This window comes from uncultured Methanobrevibacter sp., assembly GCF_902788255.1.
GTDB lineage: Archaea > Methanobacteriota > Methanobacteria > Methanobacteriales > Methanobacteriaceae > Methanocatella.
In genome coordinates, this window is record NZ_CADAJR010000038.1 from 1 (window position 1) to 17280 (window position 17280).

Annotated in this window: 18 protein-coding genes; 3 read left to right on the forward strand and 15 right to left on the reverse strand. The window is 38.6% G+C overall.

The genetic code is table 11. The features are described 5' to 3' along the window. Positions 1 to 4 precede the first annotated feature (4 nt). The 8 genes from ung to QZV03_RS10095 form a co-directional block, all read right to left on the reverse strand. Positions 5 to 664, reverse strand: coding sequence for a uracil-DNA glycosylase (ung, locus tag QZV03_RS10060; RefSeq protein ID WP_296876428.1), 660 nt, complete (start codon positions 662 to 664; stop codon positions 5 to 7). 4 nt (positions 665 to 668) lie between these two features. After that, positions 669 to 1139 (reverse strand): pyridoxamine 5'-phosphate oxidase family protein, encoded by a 471-nt coding sequence (locus QZV03_RS10065; RefSeq protein WP_296876430.1) that lies wholly within the window; start codon positions 1137 to 1139, stop codon positions 669 to 671. A gap of 75 nt (positions 1140 to 1214) precedes the next feature. Next, complete coding sequence (locus tag QZV03_RS10070; protein ID WP_296876432.1) at positions 1215 to 1640, reverse strand: hypothetical protein; 426 nt, start codon at positions 1638 to 1640, stop codon at positions 1215 to 1217. A 1-nt stretch (position 1641) separates the two neighbouring features. Beyond that, entirely contained in the window at positions 1642 to 2784 is a 1143-nt protein-coding gene (locus QZV03_RS10075) for a toxic anion resistance protein (protein WP_296876434.1), read from the reverse strand. Between the two features lie 9 nt (positions 2785 to 2793). Next, positions 2794 to 3372, reverse strand: coding sequence for a zinc ribbon domain-containing protein (locus QZV03_RS10080; protein WP_296876436.1), 579 nt, complete (start codon positions 3370 to 3372; stop codon positions 2794 to 2796). An 8-nt stretch (positions 3373 to 3380) separates the two neighbouring features. Beyond that, entirely contained in the window at positions 3381 to 4286 is a 906-nt protein-coding gene (locus tag QZV03_RS10085) for a hypothetical protein (RefSeq protein ID WP_296876438.1), read from the reverse strand. A 75-nt stretch (positions 4287 to 4361) separates the two neighbouring features. Beyond that, on the reverse strand, positions 4362 to 4802 hold the full coding sequence (dtd, locus tag QZV03_RS10090) for a D-aminoacyl-tRNA deacylase (RefSeq protein ID WP_296876440.1): 441 nt from the start codon (positions 4800 to 4802) through the stop codon (positions 4362 to 4364). An 8-nt stretch (positions 4803 to 4810) separates the two neighbouring features. Then, a complete protein-coding gene (locus QZV03_RS10095; protein WP_296876442.1) occupies positions 4811 to 5761 on the reverse strand; it encodes a malate dehydrogenase in 951 nt (316 codons plus the stop codon). Between the two features lie 187 nt (positions 5762 to 5948). Between QZV03_RS10095 and QZV03_RS10100 the strand changes: the two genes are divergently transcribed. Continuing rightward, a complete protein-coding gene (locus QZV03_RS10100; protein ID WP_296876443.1) occupies positions 5949 to 6599 on the forward strand; it encodes a hypothetical protein in 651 nt (216 codons plus the stop codon). 8 nt (positions 6600 to 6607) lie between these two features. Beyond that, complete coding sequence (locus tag QZV03_RS10105) at positions 6608 to 7405, forward strand: amidohydrolase family protein (RefSeq protein WP_296876445.1); 798 nt, start codon at positions 6608 to 6610, stop codon at positions 7403 to 7405. Here QZV03_RS10105 and QZV03_RS10110 read toward each other — a convergent pair. After that, positions 7402 to 8304 carry an SseB family protein gene (locus QZV03_RS10110; protein WP_296876447.1) on the reverse strand — a complete coding sequence of 301 codons (903 nt, stop codon included), beginning with the start codon at positions 8302 to 8304 and terminating at the stop codon, positions 7402 to 7404. The two genes, QZV03_RS10105 and QZV03_RS10110, sit on opposite strands and share 4 nt — an antisense overlap. A gap of 133 nt (positions 8305 to 8437) precedes the next feature. Here QZV03_RS10110 and QZV03_RS10115 point away from each other — a divergent pair, with 133 nt between their 5' ends. Then, on the forward strand, positions 8438 to 8728 hold the full coding sequence (locus tag QZV03_RS10115) for a helix-turn-helix domain-containing protein (protein WP_296876448.1): 291 nt from the start codon (positions 8438 to 8440) through the stop codon (positions 8726 to 8728). 246 nt (positions 8729 to 8974) lie between these two features. Here QZV03_RS10115 and QZV03_RS10120 read toward each other — a convergent pair whose 3' ends face one another. The 6 genes from QZV03_RS10120 to QZV03_RS10145 all read right to left on the reverse strand — a co-directional run bounded on the left by QZV03_RS10120 (position 8975) and on the right by QZV03_RS10145 (position 17035). Beyond that, positions 8975 to 9877: an alpha/beta fold hydrolase gene (locus QZV03_RS10120; RefSeq protein WP_296876450.1), complete on the reverse strand. Its 903-nt coding sequence runs from the start codon at positions 9875 to 9877 to the stop codon at positions 8975 to 8977. A gap of 7 nt (positions 9878 to 9884) precedes the next feature. Next, positions 9885 to 10586 (reverse strand): zinc-ribbon domain-containing protein, encoded by a 702-nt coding sequence (locus QZV03_RS10125; RefSeq protein WP_296876451.1) that lies wholly within the window; start codon positions 10584 to 10586, stop codon positions 9885 to 9887. A 17-nt stretch (positions 10587 to 10603) separates the two neighbouring features. Continuing rightward, complete coding sequence (locus QZV03_RS10130) at positions 10604 to 10756, reverse strand: hypothetical protein (RefSeq protein WP_296876453.1); 153 nt, start codon at positions 10754 to 10756, stop codon at positions 10604 to 10606. 84 nt (positions 10757 to 10840) lie between these two features. After that, positions 10841 to 15232 carry a hypothetical protein gene (locus QZV03_RS10135; protein ID WP_296876455.1) on the reverse strand — a complete coding sequence of 1464 codons (4392 nt, stop codon included), beginning with the start codon at positions 15230 to 15232 and terminating at the stop codon, positions 10841 to 10843. A gap of 315 nt (positions 15233 to 15547) precedes the next feature. Then, positions 15548 to 15724, reverse strand: coding sequence for a zinc ribbon domain-containing protein (locus QZV03_RS10140; protein WP_296876457.1), 177 nt, complete (start codon positions 15722 to 15724; stop codon positions 15548 to 15550). A 33-nt stretch (positions 15725 to 15757) separates the two neighbouring features. Continuing rightward, entirely contained in the window at positions 15758 to 17035 is a 1278-nt protein-coding gene (locus QZV03_RS10145; RefSeq protein ID WP_296876459.1) for a hypothetical protein, read from the reverse strand. Positions 17036 to 17280: the final 245 nt, after the last annotated feature.

Consider the following 17280-nt stretch of genomic DNA (forward strand, 5'->3'; position numbering starts at 1 on the left):
CTAGTCATAATCTCCAATCTATCTCTTTTTTATTGCATTTTTTTAAAAATTCATTTGCCTTTTTGAAATGATCGGACCCTAAAAATCCTCTCCTTGCGGAGAATGGTGAAGGGTGTGATGTAATCAAGACAAGATGATTGGGGTTTGTTATGAGTTCACTTTTCTTTTCAGCCTGCTTTCCCCATAAAAGATACACGATAGGCTGTTCCTGTTCGTTCAAGATTTGTATTACATGGTCGGTGAATGTCTGCCATCCGCATTTGCTGTGTGAGTTGGCGTTTCCGTCCTCAACAGTCAGGACAGTGTTTAGGAGAAATACACCCTGTCTGGCCCACTTTTCAAGACAACCTGACTCGGGTATGGGATAGTCGTATTCAGCGTTGATTTCCTTGAATATGTTTTTAAGTGATCTTGGAATTGGCCTACCCTCAGGGGTTGAAAATGCAAGCCCATGAGCCTGGCCGGCCTCATGATACGGGTCCTGGCCTAAAATTACAACCTTCACGTTGCTCAGCGGAGTCATTCTGAAAGCATTGAATATCTCATCATATGGAGGATATATTGTCTTTGATTCATACTCTGCATTTACGAATTCCATAATGTCTGTAAAGTAGTCCTTTTGAAATTCGTCTTCTAGGACATCATCCCACTCATTTCCAATCATAAAATCACTTCTCCACCACGATTTTACCGCTCATATGATCAATTGTAATTTCAAAAACCTCAGTTTTGTGAAGCAACCTTCTGATTTCATCAACAGTCCCCTCATGTGTCGGGAAAAACTTGTCTCCCAGATAGGTTAGCTTATCTGTTTTTTCATCGTCGTCATCCAGGGTCCTGATTGTACCGAAAACAATCACGCTTCTGAATGTGTATGACCATCCGTCATCATTGAGGACTCCCTTATCCATGACGCAGTATGAAATCTTGTCATGCTTTTTTACAGCATCGTTTTTATGGCCGGTCTGTGCTCCGTGAAAGTAAATCTTTCCGTCGACATATACATGAGTCATAGGAAGCGCATATGTATAGTCATAATCGCCCAACAGTGCAAGAACTCCTCTTGGCTCATTGGTTAAAATTTCAATGCATTCCTCTTTTGAAAGTTCCTGTTTAGCCCTTCTCATTTTTCTAAACATATTAGAACTTATGTAATTCATGATAAATAAATTTAAAAAAAATAGTAAAAATTAGTTAAGGAATCACTTAACTAACTAAAATATTGCCATTGCGGCAAATACGATGAAAATGAATATCAGACATATGCAGCAGGTCACGCCCAAGTTGCTGTTAGGTTCCTGAGTGCCTGCACGATGATTCAGATTGGTCTGTTTAATTGCATACTTTTCATTGTTCTCATATACATCAACAAGCTTTATTGCCACCCAGAATGAGCGGATTATACTGATTATCATCAATACTGATGCAAATGACAGTATGAGTGTTGATGGAATGCCCATCTGATAGATTGCAAATAATATAAAATAGAAAAACCATGGAAACTCATAGGCCAACCCTTCAATTATCCAGTTTCTGTTGTTGTGCTTCAATCCTATATACAGGAACCCAGTACCGTTTAGGAAGAACACGAATGAAAGGATTACCCACCATGATTTTTTAATTTTATCTGCGAAATTCATTTTACTCTAAGATATTATTGTTTCCAGTTTCTATTTTGTCAACTACTTTTTGACCCTCTTGAGCCATGTCAGAGAACAGATCAATTGTCGCTTTCATTTGAGGCAATGCCTGAACCTTATATGAGCTTACATCATTGATTGCCTGCAGGGCCTCTGCAAATGCGGATTTCAGCACATCAGGTGAAATCATGGTTTCTGCACTGTGCTTTTGTATTTCGCTTCCCTGCTCCTTGAGCATGTGGGAAGTGGCGGATATGATGTTTTCGGTTGTCTCATTAAGGATGTTGATCTTGTCCATGACAATCTTCTGGTCATAAAGTGCGCTTGCAACCATCACACCGGTCCTCAGTGCGGAAACTGTAACGGTCTTTGCCCTGTTGACCCCACGGATAAGCTCCTTGTTGTTACGTCTTATGACATTAAGGGAAACAATACCCTGCTGGTTTACAACAATCATCTGCTGCATGTCCATGATCCTTTGTCTTAATGGGAAGAGAACTTCCTCACGGACGAAATCTATCTTGTTCTGGTCCACACCTTCGATTTCTGCAGTCTGAATCTGCGCTTCAATTGATGCATCCATCTGTTTACCAAGTTCAATTTCAGCCAGAAGCTTGTTGGTGACTTCCCTTAAGTAATTCTCTTCATTCAGAAGTGTTGTATTGTCATTTTGAAGAACTTTGCTGCTTTTTTCAAGGGACTCTACAATGTCTGCTATTGCAACTTCAGCCTTCTCATACTTTGCAAAGTATTTTCTGACCGGATTCATCAGGTTTCCGATAACTCCCTTTTTGGCAAAGTCTACCTTGCTCGGGTCGAGATCCTTCATCTGCTTGTTGAGTTCAATCAACTGTTCACCGATGTTGTCCGCATCCTTGCCCCCTTTTGTCAAATCGACAAATCTTGTGGAGAGCATTTCATTGTGTGATGCTGAACGGGACATTTCATTCAAACCGAAATTGTCCAGAGGTTTGAGGATGCCTTCCCTAGCCTGAGGGTTATCCAAATCAGTTTCAAATATTGCTTCAGCATTGTTGGATGCCTGATCTTTTATTACTGGAGTGTCCAGTTTTTCCTGTTCTTCCTTAATTGAGTTTTCAACGTTTTCTTTAATGCCATCTACATCAAGTGAGAATTCAGCCATATTATCACCTTAATTCAAATAATCAATTTTATTTTTATCAATCTTTTCTGTATAAGTGTCAACAACTTTACTGCCTTTAAGGATTTCCACAGTCACATGGTCCGGGTTAGGTTTTTTGTATACAGTATAATGTCCAAAACTGAGGGAATACTGACTGTCATAATATATGTTGTCCAATGTTTCGGTTTCATGACCTATTTCGGAATCATTGGCATCATAATATGTGGTCTTTACATTATATCCCTTCAAATCACCTGGAACCTTATTGAATATAGCTTCAGTGTATAAAGTATAACTTTTTTTGGAATCATAACTGCTGTCATAACCTAGAACGTCGGTTATTGTCATGTCAACCACGCTTTCCTGAACATCCTGAGTTTTTGATGTGTCATTTCCACCAAAGCCCATGGATGCAATAAATATTCCTCCAATCACCAATATCACAACAATAATGACTATGAATATTGTGCCATTTGAGAAGATGCTTGATTTTGTGCTGTCTGGACTGTCAATGGTATATCCACAATCCATACAGAACTTTGCATCGTCAGGCAAATCCTTTCCACATTTCGGACAACTTTTAGCCATATCATCACCTAATAATCCTTAACTGAATCTATCAAATTCTCCATGTCATCAAGGAGGTTTTTCACCTCTTCTGGTGACTCGCCCGCAGAACTGATGTTTATCACCAGCTCATTGGTCAAATCTTCAATCTGGTCTATAATTCTTTTCATTGCATCGATCTTGTTTTCTATCTCTTCACGTACCCTTGGAGTGTCTTCGGCAGCCAGTTTAATGATGTTTGATGCCCCATCCGCCTGTACATTGAAAAGTTTGTCGCAGCTGTCAACCGCCGAGATGAAACGGTCATATGTTATCTGCGGCGGCTGGAAACGCTTTTCAATAAGTTCACGGACAACTTTCTCCTTTACGCCAAAGAGCACCTTGAGGTTGTTGATTTCTTTCTCATACATCTTAAGGGAGTCAAGACCTGAACTTTCCTCAACAGGAGCCTCAGCAACCTTTTCGGTTTTAGTCTCCTTTTTAGGAACCTTAACTTCAGACACATTATTCTTGGCATACCTTTTCAGGTTAAATGTGAAAAAGAGATAAATCAACGGTATGATGAACAATACCAAAATAAGATACATTCCGAATATATGCTTTTCATATGTTACCGGAATTGCAATGCTTATAAGCACAGTATAATATAAAGCCAAAATCCATGGAAGTGACTCATGAATGGCAAGAACATCCCAAATACTCCCAAAGCCTCTCTTGAGTCTTATTGCTGATGCTGACTTTGACTCTGGAGCATACTGCAGGATCTCATTGTCGTTTAAAAGGTTATCCTTGGGTTCGATGGTGAACCTTACATCTGACAATGTTTCACTGCATTTCAAAAGATTTCCTTCACTGTCATATGCCCTGGAATTCTCAAAGGTCAATGGAGTGGTCAGTCTTTTTATTTCATGGGATTTTGGAGTTTGACTATTCATTTACTTTTACACCATATTATTATGTAAAAATATATATGTTGTAAATGTTTTTAAATATTTGTATTCAATTTGTTACTACTCAAATTCCTTTTCCAAGATGATGGTTACAGGCCCGTTGTTCAAGAGGCTCACCTTCATGAACGCACCGAACTCGCCGGTTTCAACCTCAACCAGTTCACCGCACTTTTCTGTAAAATAGTCAAAAAGCTCGGTTGCCCTGTCAGGTGCAAGGGCCTTGTGAAATGACGGCCTGTTCTTTTTGGTATGTGCATACAGGGTAAACTGGGGAACCAGCAAGAGTTTTCCACCGATATCCCTGACGGACCTGTTCATCCTGCCGTTTTCATCCTCAAAGATCCTCAATTTCGCAAGCTTTCCTGACAAGTAGTCAGCCTCCCTGGTGGTGTCGTTTTCACCGAAACCGACAAGTACCATGAGACCATCATCAATCGCACCGACATTTTCTCCTTCAACCTCGACGCTTGCGGAGGTAACTCTCTGAACAACAAGTTTCATGAAAACACCTAGATATCCAATTTTTCAAGGACCTCATTGGTCGCATCCCTGACTGTACGTGCCGCTTCGAAAAATTCCCTTTTTTCTATGTCGTTCATATGGATAGGCACAATCATTGCAACCCCTCTTTTTGTTATGACCGCAGGCACACCAAGGGACACGTCATCAACCATTTCAATCTCCCCGTCAAGGTAGCTGCTGACGGTCAGTACCCTGTGGGTATCTGTGATTATTGTGGAAATAAGGTTTGAAATAGCGAACGCAGGACCGTACTCAGTGGCTCCCTTTTTGGAGATGATGGTGTTTCCGGCATGTCTGAGCTGGTTTACAAGTCCTCTTATGTCCAAGTCCACATATTCAACGAAATACTTCAAAGGTATACCTCCGATGGTTGTGGAACTTAAAAGCGGAACCATATGGTCTCCGTGTTCACCGATGACCCTTGTGTGGACCTCTGAACTGTTGATGTCGATTTGTCTTGAGAAATAGTTCTTTAATCTTAATGAGTCAAGGTGGTTTCCAACACCGATTACCTTGCTCTTTTTAAATCCGGACGCCCTGAGCGCAATGGTTGTCATCACGTCAACGGGATTTGTGGCAACAAGGATTATTGAATCAGGAGCATGTTCGGCAATCTTTTTTGAATAATAGTTAACGATTTCAGCATTCGGAACAGCAAGGTCAAGCCTTTTCATGCCCTTTTCCCTATGAATTCCTGCAGCAATGAGAACTATATTTGAATCGGCGATATCCTCAAAATCACAGGTCGGTGTCAGCTTGCAGTCAATGTCACGTGCTGCAAGGGCATCATACATGTCATAGGTTTCACCCTTTGCCTTTTCAAGACTTTGAGGTCTTGAAAACATTACTATCTCGTCAACTGTATCCTCACGTGCAAGTGTGAATGCAACGTTTTTTCCTATAATTCCAGTTGACCCTAAAATACTTACCTTTACCATATTATAATATTAATCCTTTTAATAAAAAAAGGTTACTAAAAAGATATTAACTTTAAAAATTGGCGATTATATCAGATTTTGGTTGTAAATTTCAAATAATTATATCATAATTAATCATTTTTGTTCATTCTACAATAGATTTATATGCAATTTTCTATCAAATATTTATAATATATAAGGTGAGTAGATGACAGATCAGGAACTGAAACTTGAAAGCAAATGTTATGATGCAAACGAATACGGATACCTATACGGTCTAAACCAGAGGATAAGCGATGAGGAATTCGAGAAGGTGAAGCCATACTTCAGAAAGTTCAAGAGAATGGATTTCGTTGAGGGCAACGTACAGGTTACAGGAAGGCCTGAAGGATGGAGATGCCTTGAAAAGGATGTGGCAAAGGTTGAAGAGATACTGGGCATAACAAACACTCTTGAAAAAAGACAGAACAAGGTAAAACAGGCATTTCAAGACCCAATCAAAAAGGCAAACCTCATTGACCAGTCATACGAATGGCTCAAGATGCTTTTTGAAAAGAGCGGAACCAGACCGGAACAGGACCTCTCAAGACTTGCGGTCCACTCAACAAAGATGTATGACCCTCAGGACAGCTTCAAGAAAGGCTACAGGGACGGTGAAGGAGAGCTCTTCATATATACTCCTCATGGAATGTGGTATATCATAAACAACTCATCAGAATTCTCAGACAAGTCACTGAACAATGTCAAAACTCCATATGGAGGAGCTGTCGGCCACAGGCTAATGTATGATGACCTGATTGACAGGCTCATAAGAATCTACACTGAAGAAAATCTATACACCGGTGAACAATTATTTTAGGTGATAAAATGCAAAAAATCGTTAACGCACACTGTCATATATATCCAGAAAAAATAGCATCAAAAGCAGTACTCGGTATCAGGGATTTCTATGACCTGGACATGTCACTTAACGGAAAGTTAGACGACCTGATCCGTGACGGAAATGAGGTTGGAGTTACCCATTACCTTGTACATTCCGTTGCAACAACACCAAAGCAGGTAAAGTCCATAAACGAGTTCATTGCAGATTCGGTCAATGCCCATCCTGACATATTCACAGGATTCGGAACCCTTCACCCCGACAGCGAAGACATCCAGGGGGACTTCGACTATCTTATTGAACTTGGCCTCAAGGGAGTTAAGCTTCACCCTGACTTCCAGCAGTTCGCTATGAATGAGGAGCGTGCTTTCAGAATCGGTGAGGTTGTAAGCAAGGCGGATGTTCCTATGCTCGTTCACTGCGGTGACTACAGATACAACTACTCAAACCCGGAACACATCAAACCCTTCCTTGAAAGGTTTCCGGAAATCACATTTATCGGAGCTCATTTTGCCGGATGGAGCATATGGAAGGATGCCACACGTGAATTGTCCGGTTTTGAAAACCTCTATGTTGATTTAAGCTCAAGCCTTTATGCACTTTCCGCTGAAGAGGCACTTTCACTGATTCATGCATATGGTGCGGACAAGGTGCTGTGGGGTACTGATTACCCTATGTGGGAATCAAAATCCGAAATGGAGTACTTCAATAAAATTGACCTCACAGATGAGGAAAGATCAAAGATTCTATATGAAAATGCAGCCAAAATCCTGAAACTTGACTAGAATTCAAACGCATAGTCAAAGGAATTAGGATACTTTGGCTCTTCCACTAATTTTTTTTCCATGACATCAAGCAATACGTTTCTTGGAATGAAATAATCATCCAATACAGGATTCAATATTATTCCACCCAAATCATTGACCAGAATGAACTTTATTATTTCAAAAAGGTTTACCACCTGTATGTAGTGATAGTCTTCAGACCTGTCTAGGGTTCTTGTTATTGGTTCTGTGCTTGTAAACAACACAACATAATCCTCGTCTCCCCTTCCCATCTTGGTTAGGCCGAATCCTCCCACTTCAGCTTTTGCTATGATGCCGTCTTTCGCATAACCGCTCAGGTCATTATTGCTGTAAACGACATTGAGAAGTGTTGAGTCTGCAAAAAGTCCAATCAGGTCATCGTAGTTATTGCGGTTGTCTTTGTCTGATATGAATTCAAGCAGTTCCTGATTTCTGGTGTTGAATGCTATTTGTTTTAGTTCGTCGCCGGTGAATTTCTTGTCGGTCGGTTTTGGTGTGTATGGTTCTGTCTTGCTTAACATATGTCTGTCTATGTAAAGTCCGTCACTTTCCGGGTTTATTACAATACCGTCAAAGTCCAAATCCTCAACAAGGGATATGTAGAAATCGATTTCATTTGGCAATGACATGCTTTCATTGTCATATCTCAATGCCTCCTCATAATCTGTAAAAACAGGAATGAATTTCAACCCGTCATCTGTGAGAATATGGGAAAAATTGCTTTCGGATTCTTCACTTTTAATCGGTATTAACAGATTGGACACTTTTAACTCACAAAGGAAAGCGTCAATCAAATCTTTTGGAAGTTCACTATTATTTTTTAAAAAATTTGTCCACTGGTGGATTAATTCTTTAAAATGATTGTTTGTGACTAACATAATTATTATATTTGTTTGTTTTACTATTTAAAAATAGGTTGTTATTAAATGTAATAAAGTGTTAATTAAAAAGCAATTAAGATTAAATAAAATGTATAAAAAGTAATTCTATATGCACATTAAATGAAATCATATGTCCAATAAAATTTCCGAAGACGAGCTCTGGCAGCTTATCGGTTACGTCAAAAGTTCATCACCTCGCTACACTATACTTAAGATATTGGAAAATGATATACTGATACCTACCGATATATCCAAAAAATCAGATTTAACACCCATTCAGGTTTCCCGTGCATTACGTGACCTTAAAAAGCACGGTCTTGTCAAATGCATGAACGAACAGTCCCACAAGGGTAGAATCTATCTAAACACCGAGACCGGTTCAAGGATACTTGAAATTCTTGACAAAAAATCCTTCAAATGAAAAATCATCCACCCGTTTAAGATATTTTTAAATAACGAAAAAATTTTTCTCCTTTTATCCGATGAATCACTTTAACCTTTAAAATATATTAGATTTCTATTTACTGATTAAGTAAAAAATTTAGGCATACCTAAATATTTATATATGATGTGAACATAATTATTATTGAACACAAAAAAATTATGGAGGCAAATTATGATTATAGGAATTGAAAACCTAAAAGAAAAACAAAAAGAAGAAAACAAATCAGACTGATTGATTTAAAAATGAATCAATCAATCCTATAACTTCTTCTCTTTTTTCAAAAAATATTATATGACCAGCACCACTGATTATTTCCATTTGAGCATCTTTCAATCCGTTAAAAACTTTTTTTGACTCGCTCGGAGGATTCAAACCGTCAAACTCCCCTACCAGAAGCAATGCAGGTATCTTTACCAATCCAATATCATCCATCATGTCGTAATGGGAAAGTGACAGATAGATGTTTTTTCTCTCATCGGCAGTAAGCTGATGGCGACCACGATTGCCCTTATAATATTTCTCAATCATCTCGGGAGTGGTGTTTGGAGGATATACCTTGGAAAAGATTGCCCTTCCAACATCCTTAAGATCGAATTCCACCTTGCCGCCATTTCTATCGATTGTTTCCTGCATCATTGAAATGCTGCCCCTGCCCTTTACACCTATAAGAACAATTTTTGACAATAAATCAGGATACAGCTCGGCAGTCCTGAGAGTTACAAATGAACCCATTGAAAGACCGATGACCACAGGCCTTTTCAATTCGAAATGGTCAATGATTGCCTTCAGGTCATGTGCATGGTCCTCTATTGTGAAGTTTTCAGTCTTTCCGCTTTCACCATATCTCCTCAGGTCATATGAGATGACATGATAATCGTTTTTGTAGTAGTCAAAAAGAGGATTCATTATTTCCTTTGAGGCAAAGATGCCGTGAATCATGATGATGTCGCCGCCGCTTCCGGCCTCCTTGTATGCAATCTCTATTCCGTTGATTTCAACCTTTTTCCATATTCTAGATTTTGAACTTCTGCCAGAATTCAAGACTAGGCGCCGAAGCACTTTTAAAGATATTGGATTTAAAAATCGAGCTTCCTCTACACAACATTCCAAGGATGATAATAGCATCAAAACACTAGTTTATCTTATGCCCGCAATTTGAACAGAAAGATGAGCCCTTTTCAAGCTTGAAACCGCAGTTTGTACAGAACACTGTGTCATTGTAGATGGCTTCCTTTCTGATTTCAAATTCCTCTTGGGAAATCTTTCCATCTGCAAGAAGGTCATATAGTTCCATAAGCTCATCCAAATCGTCGTGCCTTTTGTTTTCAATATTGTCCTGAAGAATTTCGTTCAACGGCACGGCGCTGTCCTCATTTATTGTAAAAACTAGTTCTTTATTTGATGTAGTTATCTGAAACTTCTTTTTCGACCATCCGCCGTCACATATTTCAATGTCCTCAATCTCGGAGTATAAAATCTTGTTTCCTGTCAGGTCTATTGTGATTCCCTCATGGTCTAAAATAAGGTCGCTTCCTATCCATTCATCGCCCCTGCATATGCTGACCCAAACCCTTCTTTGTTTGAAAATCAAATCCTTCTGCTTTTGGATTCTGGACAGTTCAAGTTCAATGGAATCATTGGATCCCACAAATTCTTCAATCAGCTCTTCGGAAATCTCGTCCTTTTCAATGTCAATCTTTCTCTTTTTAAGGAACTTCAAAAATAGTCTGTTTGGTGAACCGAATGTGTTGAGTAAGTCATACTCCTCCATAAGCTCAATGTTTTGAGTGTATGTCGGATTTGAAGAAGATGTGAAAATATTTCTAAGACCCATATTGATATGTATGTCTTTTAGATTAAATAATTATGCATTATCATGCCCATATCGGCATATGTTGAATAATTTTTTAGAAATTTAACAATTGTCCATGACAGAAAATAAACCAATATGGCGGATATGATAACAGATACACCAATCTGCAGGACATAGTCTAAGACATTCATACTCTCACAAATGAATATTGATTGAAGTGATACAAAAATGTTTTTAAAAAAAGTTAAAAAGGGAAAAATATTTTCCCTATAAGTTTAGAATTTTCTTCTGAAAGTTAGACAAATTGACAATAATACCAACAAGATCAGGAAAATAGGATTTCCTGTTGCATTCCTGCCGCTTGCCACCTTCATATGCTTTGATTCAGTGTCTGAAGAACCTTCACCGCTTTGACTTTCGCCCGGATGATAATTGCCTGGATCATCTGACGGTTCATCATCACTGTCATCGGTCACCTCAACAGTGCAGTTTGCCTCGTCATTACTGGAGTTTCTGTCCTCCTCATTGGAGGTTACACTGACAGTATTGGTGAAGCTGCCTGCTTTCAATGCTTCAGTGGTAATGTTCAAGACCACTGTCTCATTGACTGCCAACTCACCAATATTCCACACACCAGTGCTAGGGTCGTACTCGCCCTTGTCTGAGGAATGTGAAATGTATTTCAATCCGTCAGGCAGTTTATCAGATGCCCTGACACCTGTTGCATTGATAATACCCTTGTTTTGAACGGTTATTGTCCACACAACGGTATCACCAACCTTGACCTTTTTGACGTCAGCAGTCTTGGTTACATCCAAATCAACATAGTTTTTAACGGCAATTGTCCTGTTTGCAACATTGTTTGTCAAATCAGTATCATTTTCCCTTGATGTCACATTGACAATATTAGTGAATGTTCCGTTTCTATCCAGTCTGACCTTAACGGTCAATGTTTCCTTTGCACCTTCGGCCATTTCCGGAATGTACCATACATTGTCACCGAACTCACCCTTGGTTGCAGTATAGCCAGTTATTTCAAATCCTTCAGGAAGAATTTCTCTAACGTCAACGTCATGTGCATCGGTTCCCAATGATTCGACGATTATTGTATAGGTTGCTGTGTCTCCTACAAAGTAAGAATCACGGTCACTGGATTTGGTAATCTTTAAATCCACCTGTGGTGTGATTTCAAATCTTGTATGATTCTCAATTCCCTTATATAACCTGTCATCAGGATGTGACGCATAGACATTATATGTACCAGGCTTCAAATCACCGGTTAAAGCAAACGAAATGTTACCGTAAAGACCTGTTCTTCCACTGAACTCTCTTATGACATCACCGGAGATTTCAGAAGCTCCTAAAAGTCCTGAGTATTCCTCACGTGCGATTATCACATTGACAATCTGAAGATCCTCACGAGAGTCCTGATAAATCAGCGCACCATTGTTACTTTTCTCGGCTGATTCAACCGGATTAACCCTGGTCAAACCTGAATTTCTCTTACCACCATCGGTTGATGAATGCTCATAGGTCACATTATAGAAGAAAATGTTCTTGTATGAGCCGTCATTGTATATTGCATTAATGATGTTGTCACCGCCGATATGGGTGATGTTGATTTCAATCCTGTTGTTTTTTGTATAGATTGACACCACAGGTTTTACCTTTATGTCCAGCAGATAGCTGTAAGCCTGGTTGTAATGGAAATTACAGTCCTCAATTGTTAAATCTTTACCACGATTGTATACCGCTGAACCGTTACGTGCAGTGTTTAAACTGAAATCACAATAAGCAATGTCATTGAAGTCACCTTCAGTAAATATTGCTCCTCCCAATCCATATTCCTGATCCTCATCTCTAGGATGAGCATTGTTTGAATTGAACTTGGAGTTAATTACTCTAATGTTGTCACCTTGAGTGTATACGGCTCCACCGTGAACTGTAGCGTTGTTGTCCTCAAACTGACAGTTATCAATCAATGAATGATTTCCAATACTGAAAACTCCAGCACCATCTATGGATGCAGTGTTTCTTTTGAATATGGAATTCAATATCTCAGCATGTGAACCTCGTATGAACACGGTACCACGACCTGCACTATGATTGTAGAATTCGGACAAGTCAACGGTTGCATTCACTCCCATGATGTATACTGCTGAACCGTTACCGCTGTATGCGAAGTTATCGTCAAAATAACCTTTGGTTACGGTTGCATTGTCACCGAAAATGTATACGGCTCCTCCCATATCCTCATAATCGCTGTCAGTATGTATTGCGTAATTGTTCTTGAATGTATTGTTGTATAGATATGAATTGAATCCGTGAATATATACCGCACCTCCAAATGCGTTCCAGTCCTGAACCTGCGGTAAGTAATCAACATCAATCACTATTCTTTCATCCAGAGAACGTGTAGCGTTGTTATCAATGAAAGTACAGCCGACAAGTGTTAGGTTGTTTCCTTCCAGGAATACCGCTCCACCCTGAACTGCTGAATTTTCCTTGAAAGTACAGTTATATATTTTAACGTAGTCACCTTTTGCCTGTATTGCACCACCGATTGGTGCAGCGTTTCCTTCAAAATAACAGTCCCTAATTGTGATGTTGGCATTGTTACTGCTAATTCCATCTTCAGTACTTATTGCACCACCATAGAACTTGGTTGCAGTGTTGTTGATGAATCTGCAGTTTTCCACTATGCAATTATTGTGAGGGGTTATTGCACCTCCCTGGGAGTTGATGTTGTTGACAAACAGGCAATTGCGTATGATTGCAGCACCAATGTATTGTCCTCCACTAACACAAATTGCACCTCCATGGTCCATGAAGTATGTGCGGTTCAAATCCTTTGATGATGCACCGCAGGTATTATTCATGAATTCGCATGAATCAATAATGATTGGATTTTCCATGCTAGAAGGAGATACCTGTAGTGCAACTCCCAATGACTCATTGGCAAAATTATTACATATTGAAGAATCATATATTCCTCCACTACCATATAACATTACTAATGGATGGGTCCAATAATTACTACTACTATTGGCAAATGGACTTTCAGCTTCATCATATCGGTTAAAGATATTATTTTCAGAAATCTTAATGGATTTTACAAAGAAAGTAATGTCATAACCAGTATAAATCATACCACTATGCTTATAACATGAGAAATTATTGTTAAATGCTATGAAATTTGATAAATTTATATTAGATTCTGCATTACACCGTATAAATGATCCGATGAATTGTCTTGTTGTATTGAAATAGTTGCCATAAAATTTTAAATTAGTAATATTCATGAGATTATTTTTTCCAAAATTTAAAAATCCTCCATAAATATACTTATTTGAGTAATATCTATTGTTATTGGCTTCAATATTGGATATTTGTGATTTAGAGTCACTTAATGAATATGATATTGCAGAGTAAGAATTATTGGTTGTACTTTCAAATGAAGCATTAATCTTATTATTGTAGAAAATAACATCACTTAAATTAAATTGATTATTTGAATTATAATATGCAATACCACCAAATAAAGAACCAGTAGAGATTACATTGTCATGCATGTCAACATTTACAAGATTGGAAATTACATTAATCCCAGCCCTATATATTGATCCTATGATCTGTGATTTAGATTGCATAATATTGTTTCTAGATGTGATATTAAATATGTCTGCCCGACCTCCATCATGAGAAAAAATCAATCCAGCCGAATAACGAACTCCTGCACTAAAATTATTATTCATTGAAAGACCATTTTTAAAATCAATGTTACTATTTCTCCCTATATTGATAAAAATAGAAGCTAAAGTACTTAATGAACTGATAGCAGTATTATCTTTAAATGTAAAATCTGATGCATTAATTTTACTATTATCATCAATATGAAACATAACACCGTGAAGATTAGTGCTTGATATGAACTTATTATTGTATAAGTTTATTTTACTTGCATTAACTTTGGAGTTTTTGCCAGAATATAATATTTGACCTACAGAACTGTATGATGTCGGACCGCTACACTCCAATGTGTTGTTGAAATAATTTAAATTACAAAAATTAAAGTTACAGTTTGCACCAGCAGACATGAAAAATCCATCTATAAAAACAGATGATTTGAATTTCACATTATAAACCTCAATATCTTTAACGTCAATATTTGAATTGGATCCAATATTGATGATTCCTCCTGTAATTGCGGATGAATACTCATTATTAATGTTTTTGAATTCGCAATTTGATATTGAAAGGCTACCTCCAGTCTGCAAGATTACTTTACCGTTACCGTTAATTTTTGCCTTCTGGAATATGATATTCTTGAATACCACATTATACTTTCCGTTAATGTAGAATATTCTTGATGAGTCATTGGCGTCTATTATTGCCTTTGAATCAGTGCTTTTGCCCGCACCGTCAATGGTCAGTGATTTTGATATGGTTATTTGTGTTTTATTACCAACGTATGTCTTACCGTTCAGGTAAATTGTATCTCCATCATTTGAACTGTCGACTGCATCCTGAATATCCTTGAATGAGTCGCCTTCAACTGAAATTTCTTCACTTAAAATCTCATTTGAATCATCACTGTTTAAAATATCTGTAGTGTTTTCATCATTTGCACTAACAATTCCAATCGTTAAGATAAAAATTAAAATCATTAAACAAATTATCCTCTTTTTGATATTTTCACCTCCCTTTACAATTAGTTAATATGATATTTGATATCTAATAGTATAAATAACAATTGTAATAGATGAAGTTACTTAAAAAAAATAGAATATGGAAAAAAATAGTTTACTTTACTTTAAAATCAAAAAAAAGAAGATTATGGATTAAAATCATCCATATGTTTCGCCAAGCCAACCGTAGTTGACGTCCGGTGAAAGTCCGCAGTATTCGCATTCAATAGCATCATCATCGTTCATCTCACCGCAGTATTCGCATTCCCACATGTTCTTTCCTCCCATGAATGGTCAATAGTCGTAGAAATCATAGTCATCCGGTTCGGATTCCTCATCATCATAATCATAGTCATCATAATCGTCTGAGGATTCCTCGTCGTCATCATCCCAACTGAAAATTGTTCCGCAGTTGGAGCAGTAGGGATCACCCTCCATCACTATCTCTCCGCAGTTCGGACAGGTCGGCATCACTCATCACCTCCATATTCACTTTTTAAAAAATCAGTTCCCCAGAATCTGCCTTTTGAGTTCCTCTTCTGAGATTTCACTTTTTTTCCTTCCGAGGCTTGTCCTGGAACTTTTAGGACCTGAAATGTTTAGATGAATCTTTTTGGTTTTCTTTTCATCGTCCTCATCCTCATCCTCATCGTCCTTGTCAAGATGGACAACACCGATTTTTATCAGTCCATGCTTCAGCCATATGTCAAAGTCCTTTCGGGTAAAGATATCCTTGTTTGACCTTATCAGATTGTCGATGTTGACGTTTTCCGAGTCGAGCTTTTTCTGGATTGGCACGATATTCGGCTTTACATATCCCTTGTGGAATGCCTCATAGAACTCAACATAACCGTCTTCACCATCCCCGCCCCTGAAGTACCAGTCGTAGATGTCATCCACACTGCATCCGGCCTTGCTTGCCATGACATTTGAGGTCTTGTCGTTTCTCAATGCTTCAAGGACTATATTGAACTTGATGAGTCTTAAAAGCTTTTCGAGCTCATCCCTGCACTCGTCATATTCCTCGGGAGTAAGGAATGATTCCCTCATTGCAATCTTGTGTGACTTTCCCTTGTCAATATGATATACATAGGTTCCCTTTTTTATGCTGAAGAATTCCCTATAGAATTCCTCAAACCTCTCATCGCCGTTTTTACCCAGTTCATAATAGGCAAGCATTTCCTCCTTTGTAAGGTCGGCTGATTCAAGTGCCTTTCTAACGGATTTTGTCTCGTTTGCCTGCAGGAACTTGTCAAGCTTTGCCGGAAGAATCTCTGATTCGTAAAAGTCGGACAAGGGCTTGAACATCTCATCTCCCTTTTGACCTAAAAGTACGGACCTTCTTATTGCATCCTCTTTCATTCCTGAAATCCTTTCTATTTCACCCATAGGCTTTTTTCGCCTGAAACCGTCAAGTATCAGCTTGACTGTGACTTTAAGGTTTTCATCTTTAAAATCGGCATACTTTGATCTTTTAAGCCAGCGGTTCAGATACTCCATTTTGATTCCCACTGTCTCAACGCTCTCCTCAATTGTCTTGGAGAGCCTTCTTTGTGCAAGGTACTTGTCCATTAGAATCTGTGTTACCTTTGCATAATACTCGGAGTTCTCCCTGCCCCTGCCGTAGTATTCATGGAAATCATCCAACCTGAACTTCGCCAGATGGCATGAACTTTCAAGGTCATTGTTTTCAAGATACTTAACGAAGTTTTCCTTTCTCTTTTGAATCTCTGTGTTTCTGATTCTTGCAAACTCATTGTCGTTGAAGTTGGACACCTTCACCAAATCGTCATATTCCCTGGAGGTGACGCCGGCATATTCTATAATCTCCTCTCTGGTCTTGCCGTCCTGCAGGGCCCGTGTGAGCAGGTCTATCTTAATCTCCTTAAGGTTGGCCGCAAATTCCTCATCGAATTTCAGCCAGAATGATTGAACAACCTCGCCTTGAAGAAGGCGAGGATTCCTAGATTTTTCATGTTTATTTGCTCAATCGTTTATTGAGTGCTTTCTAGGCAATCCCCGGGGCA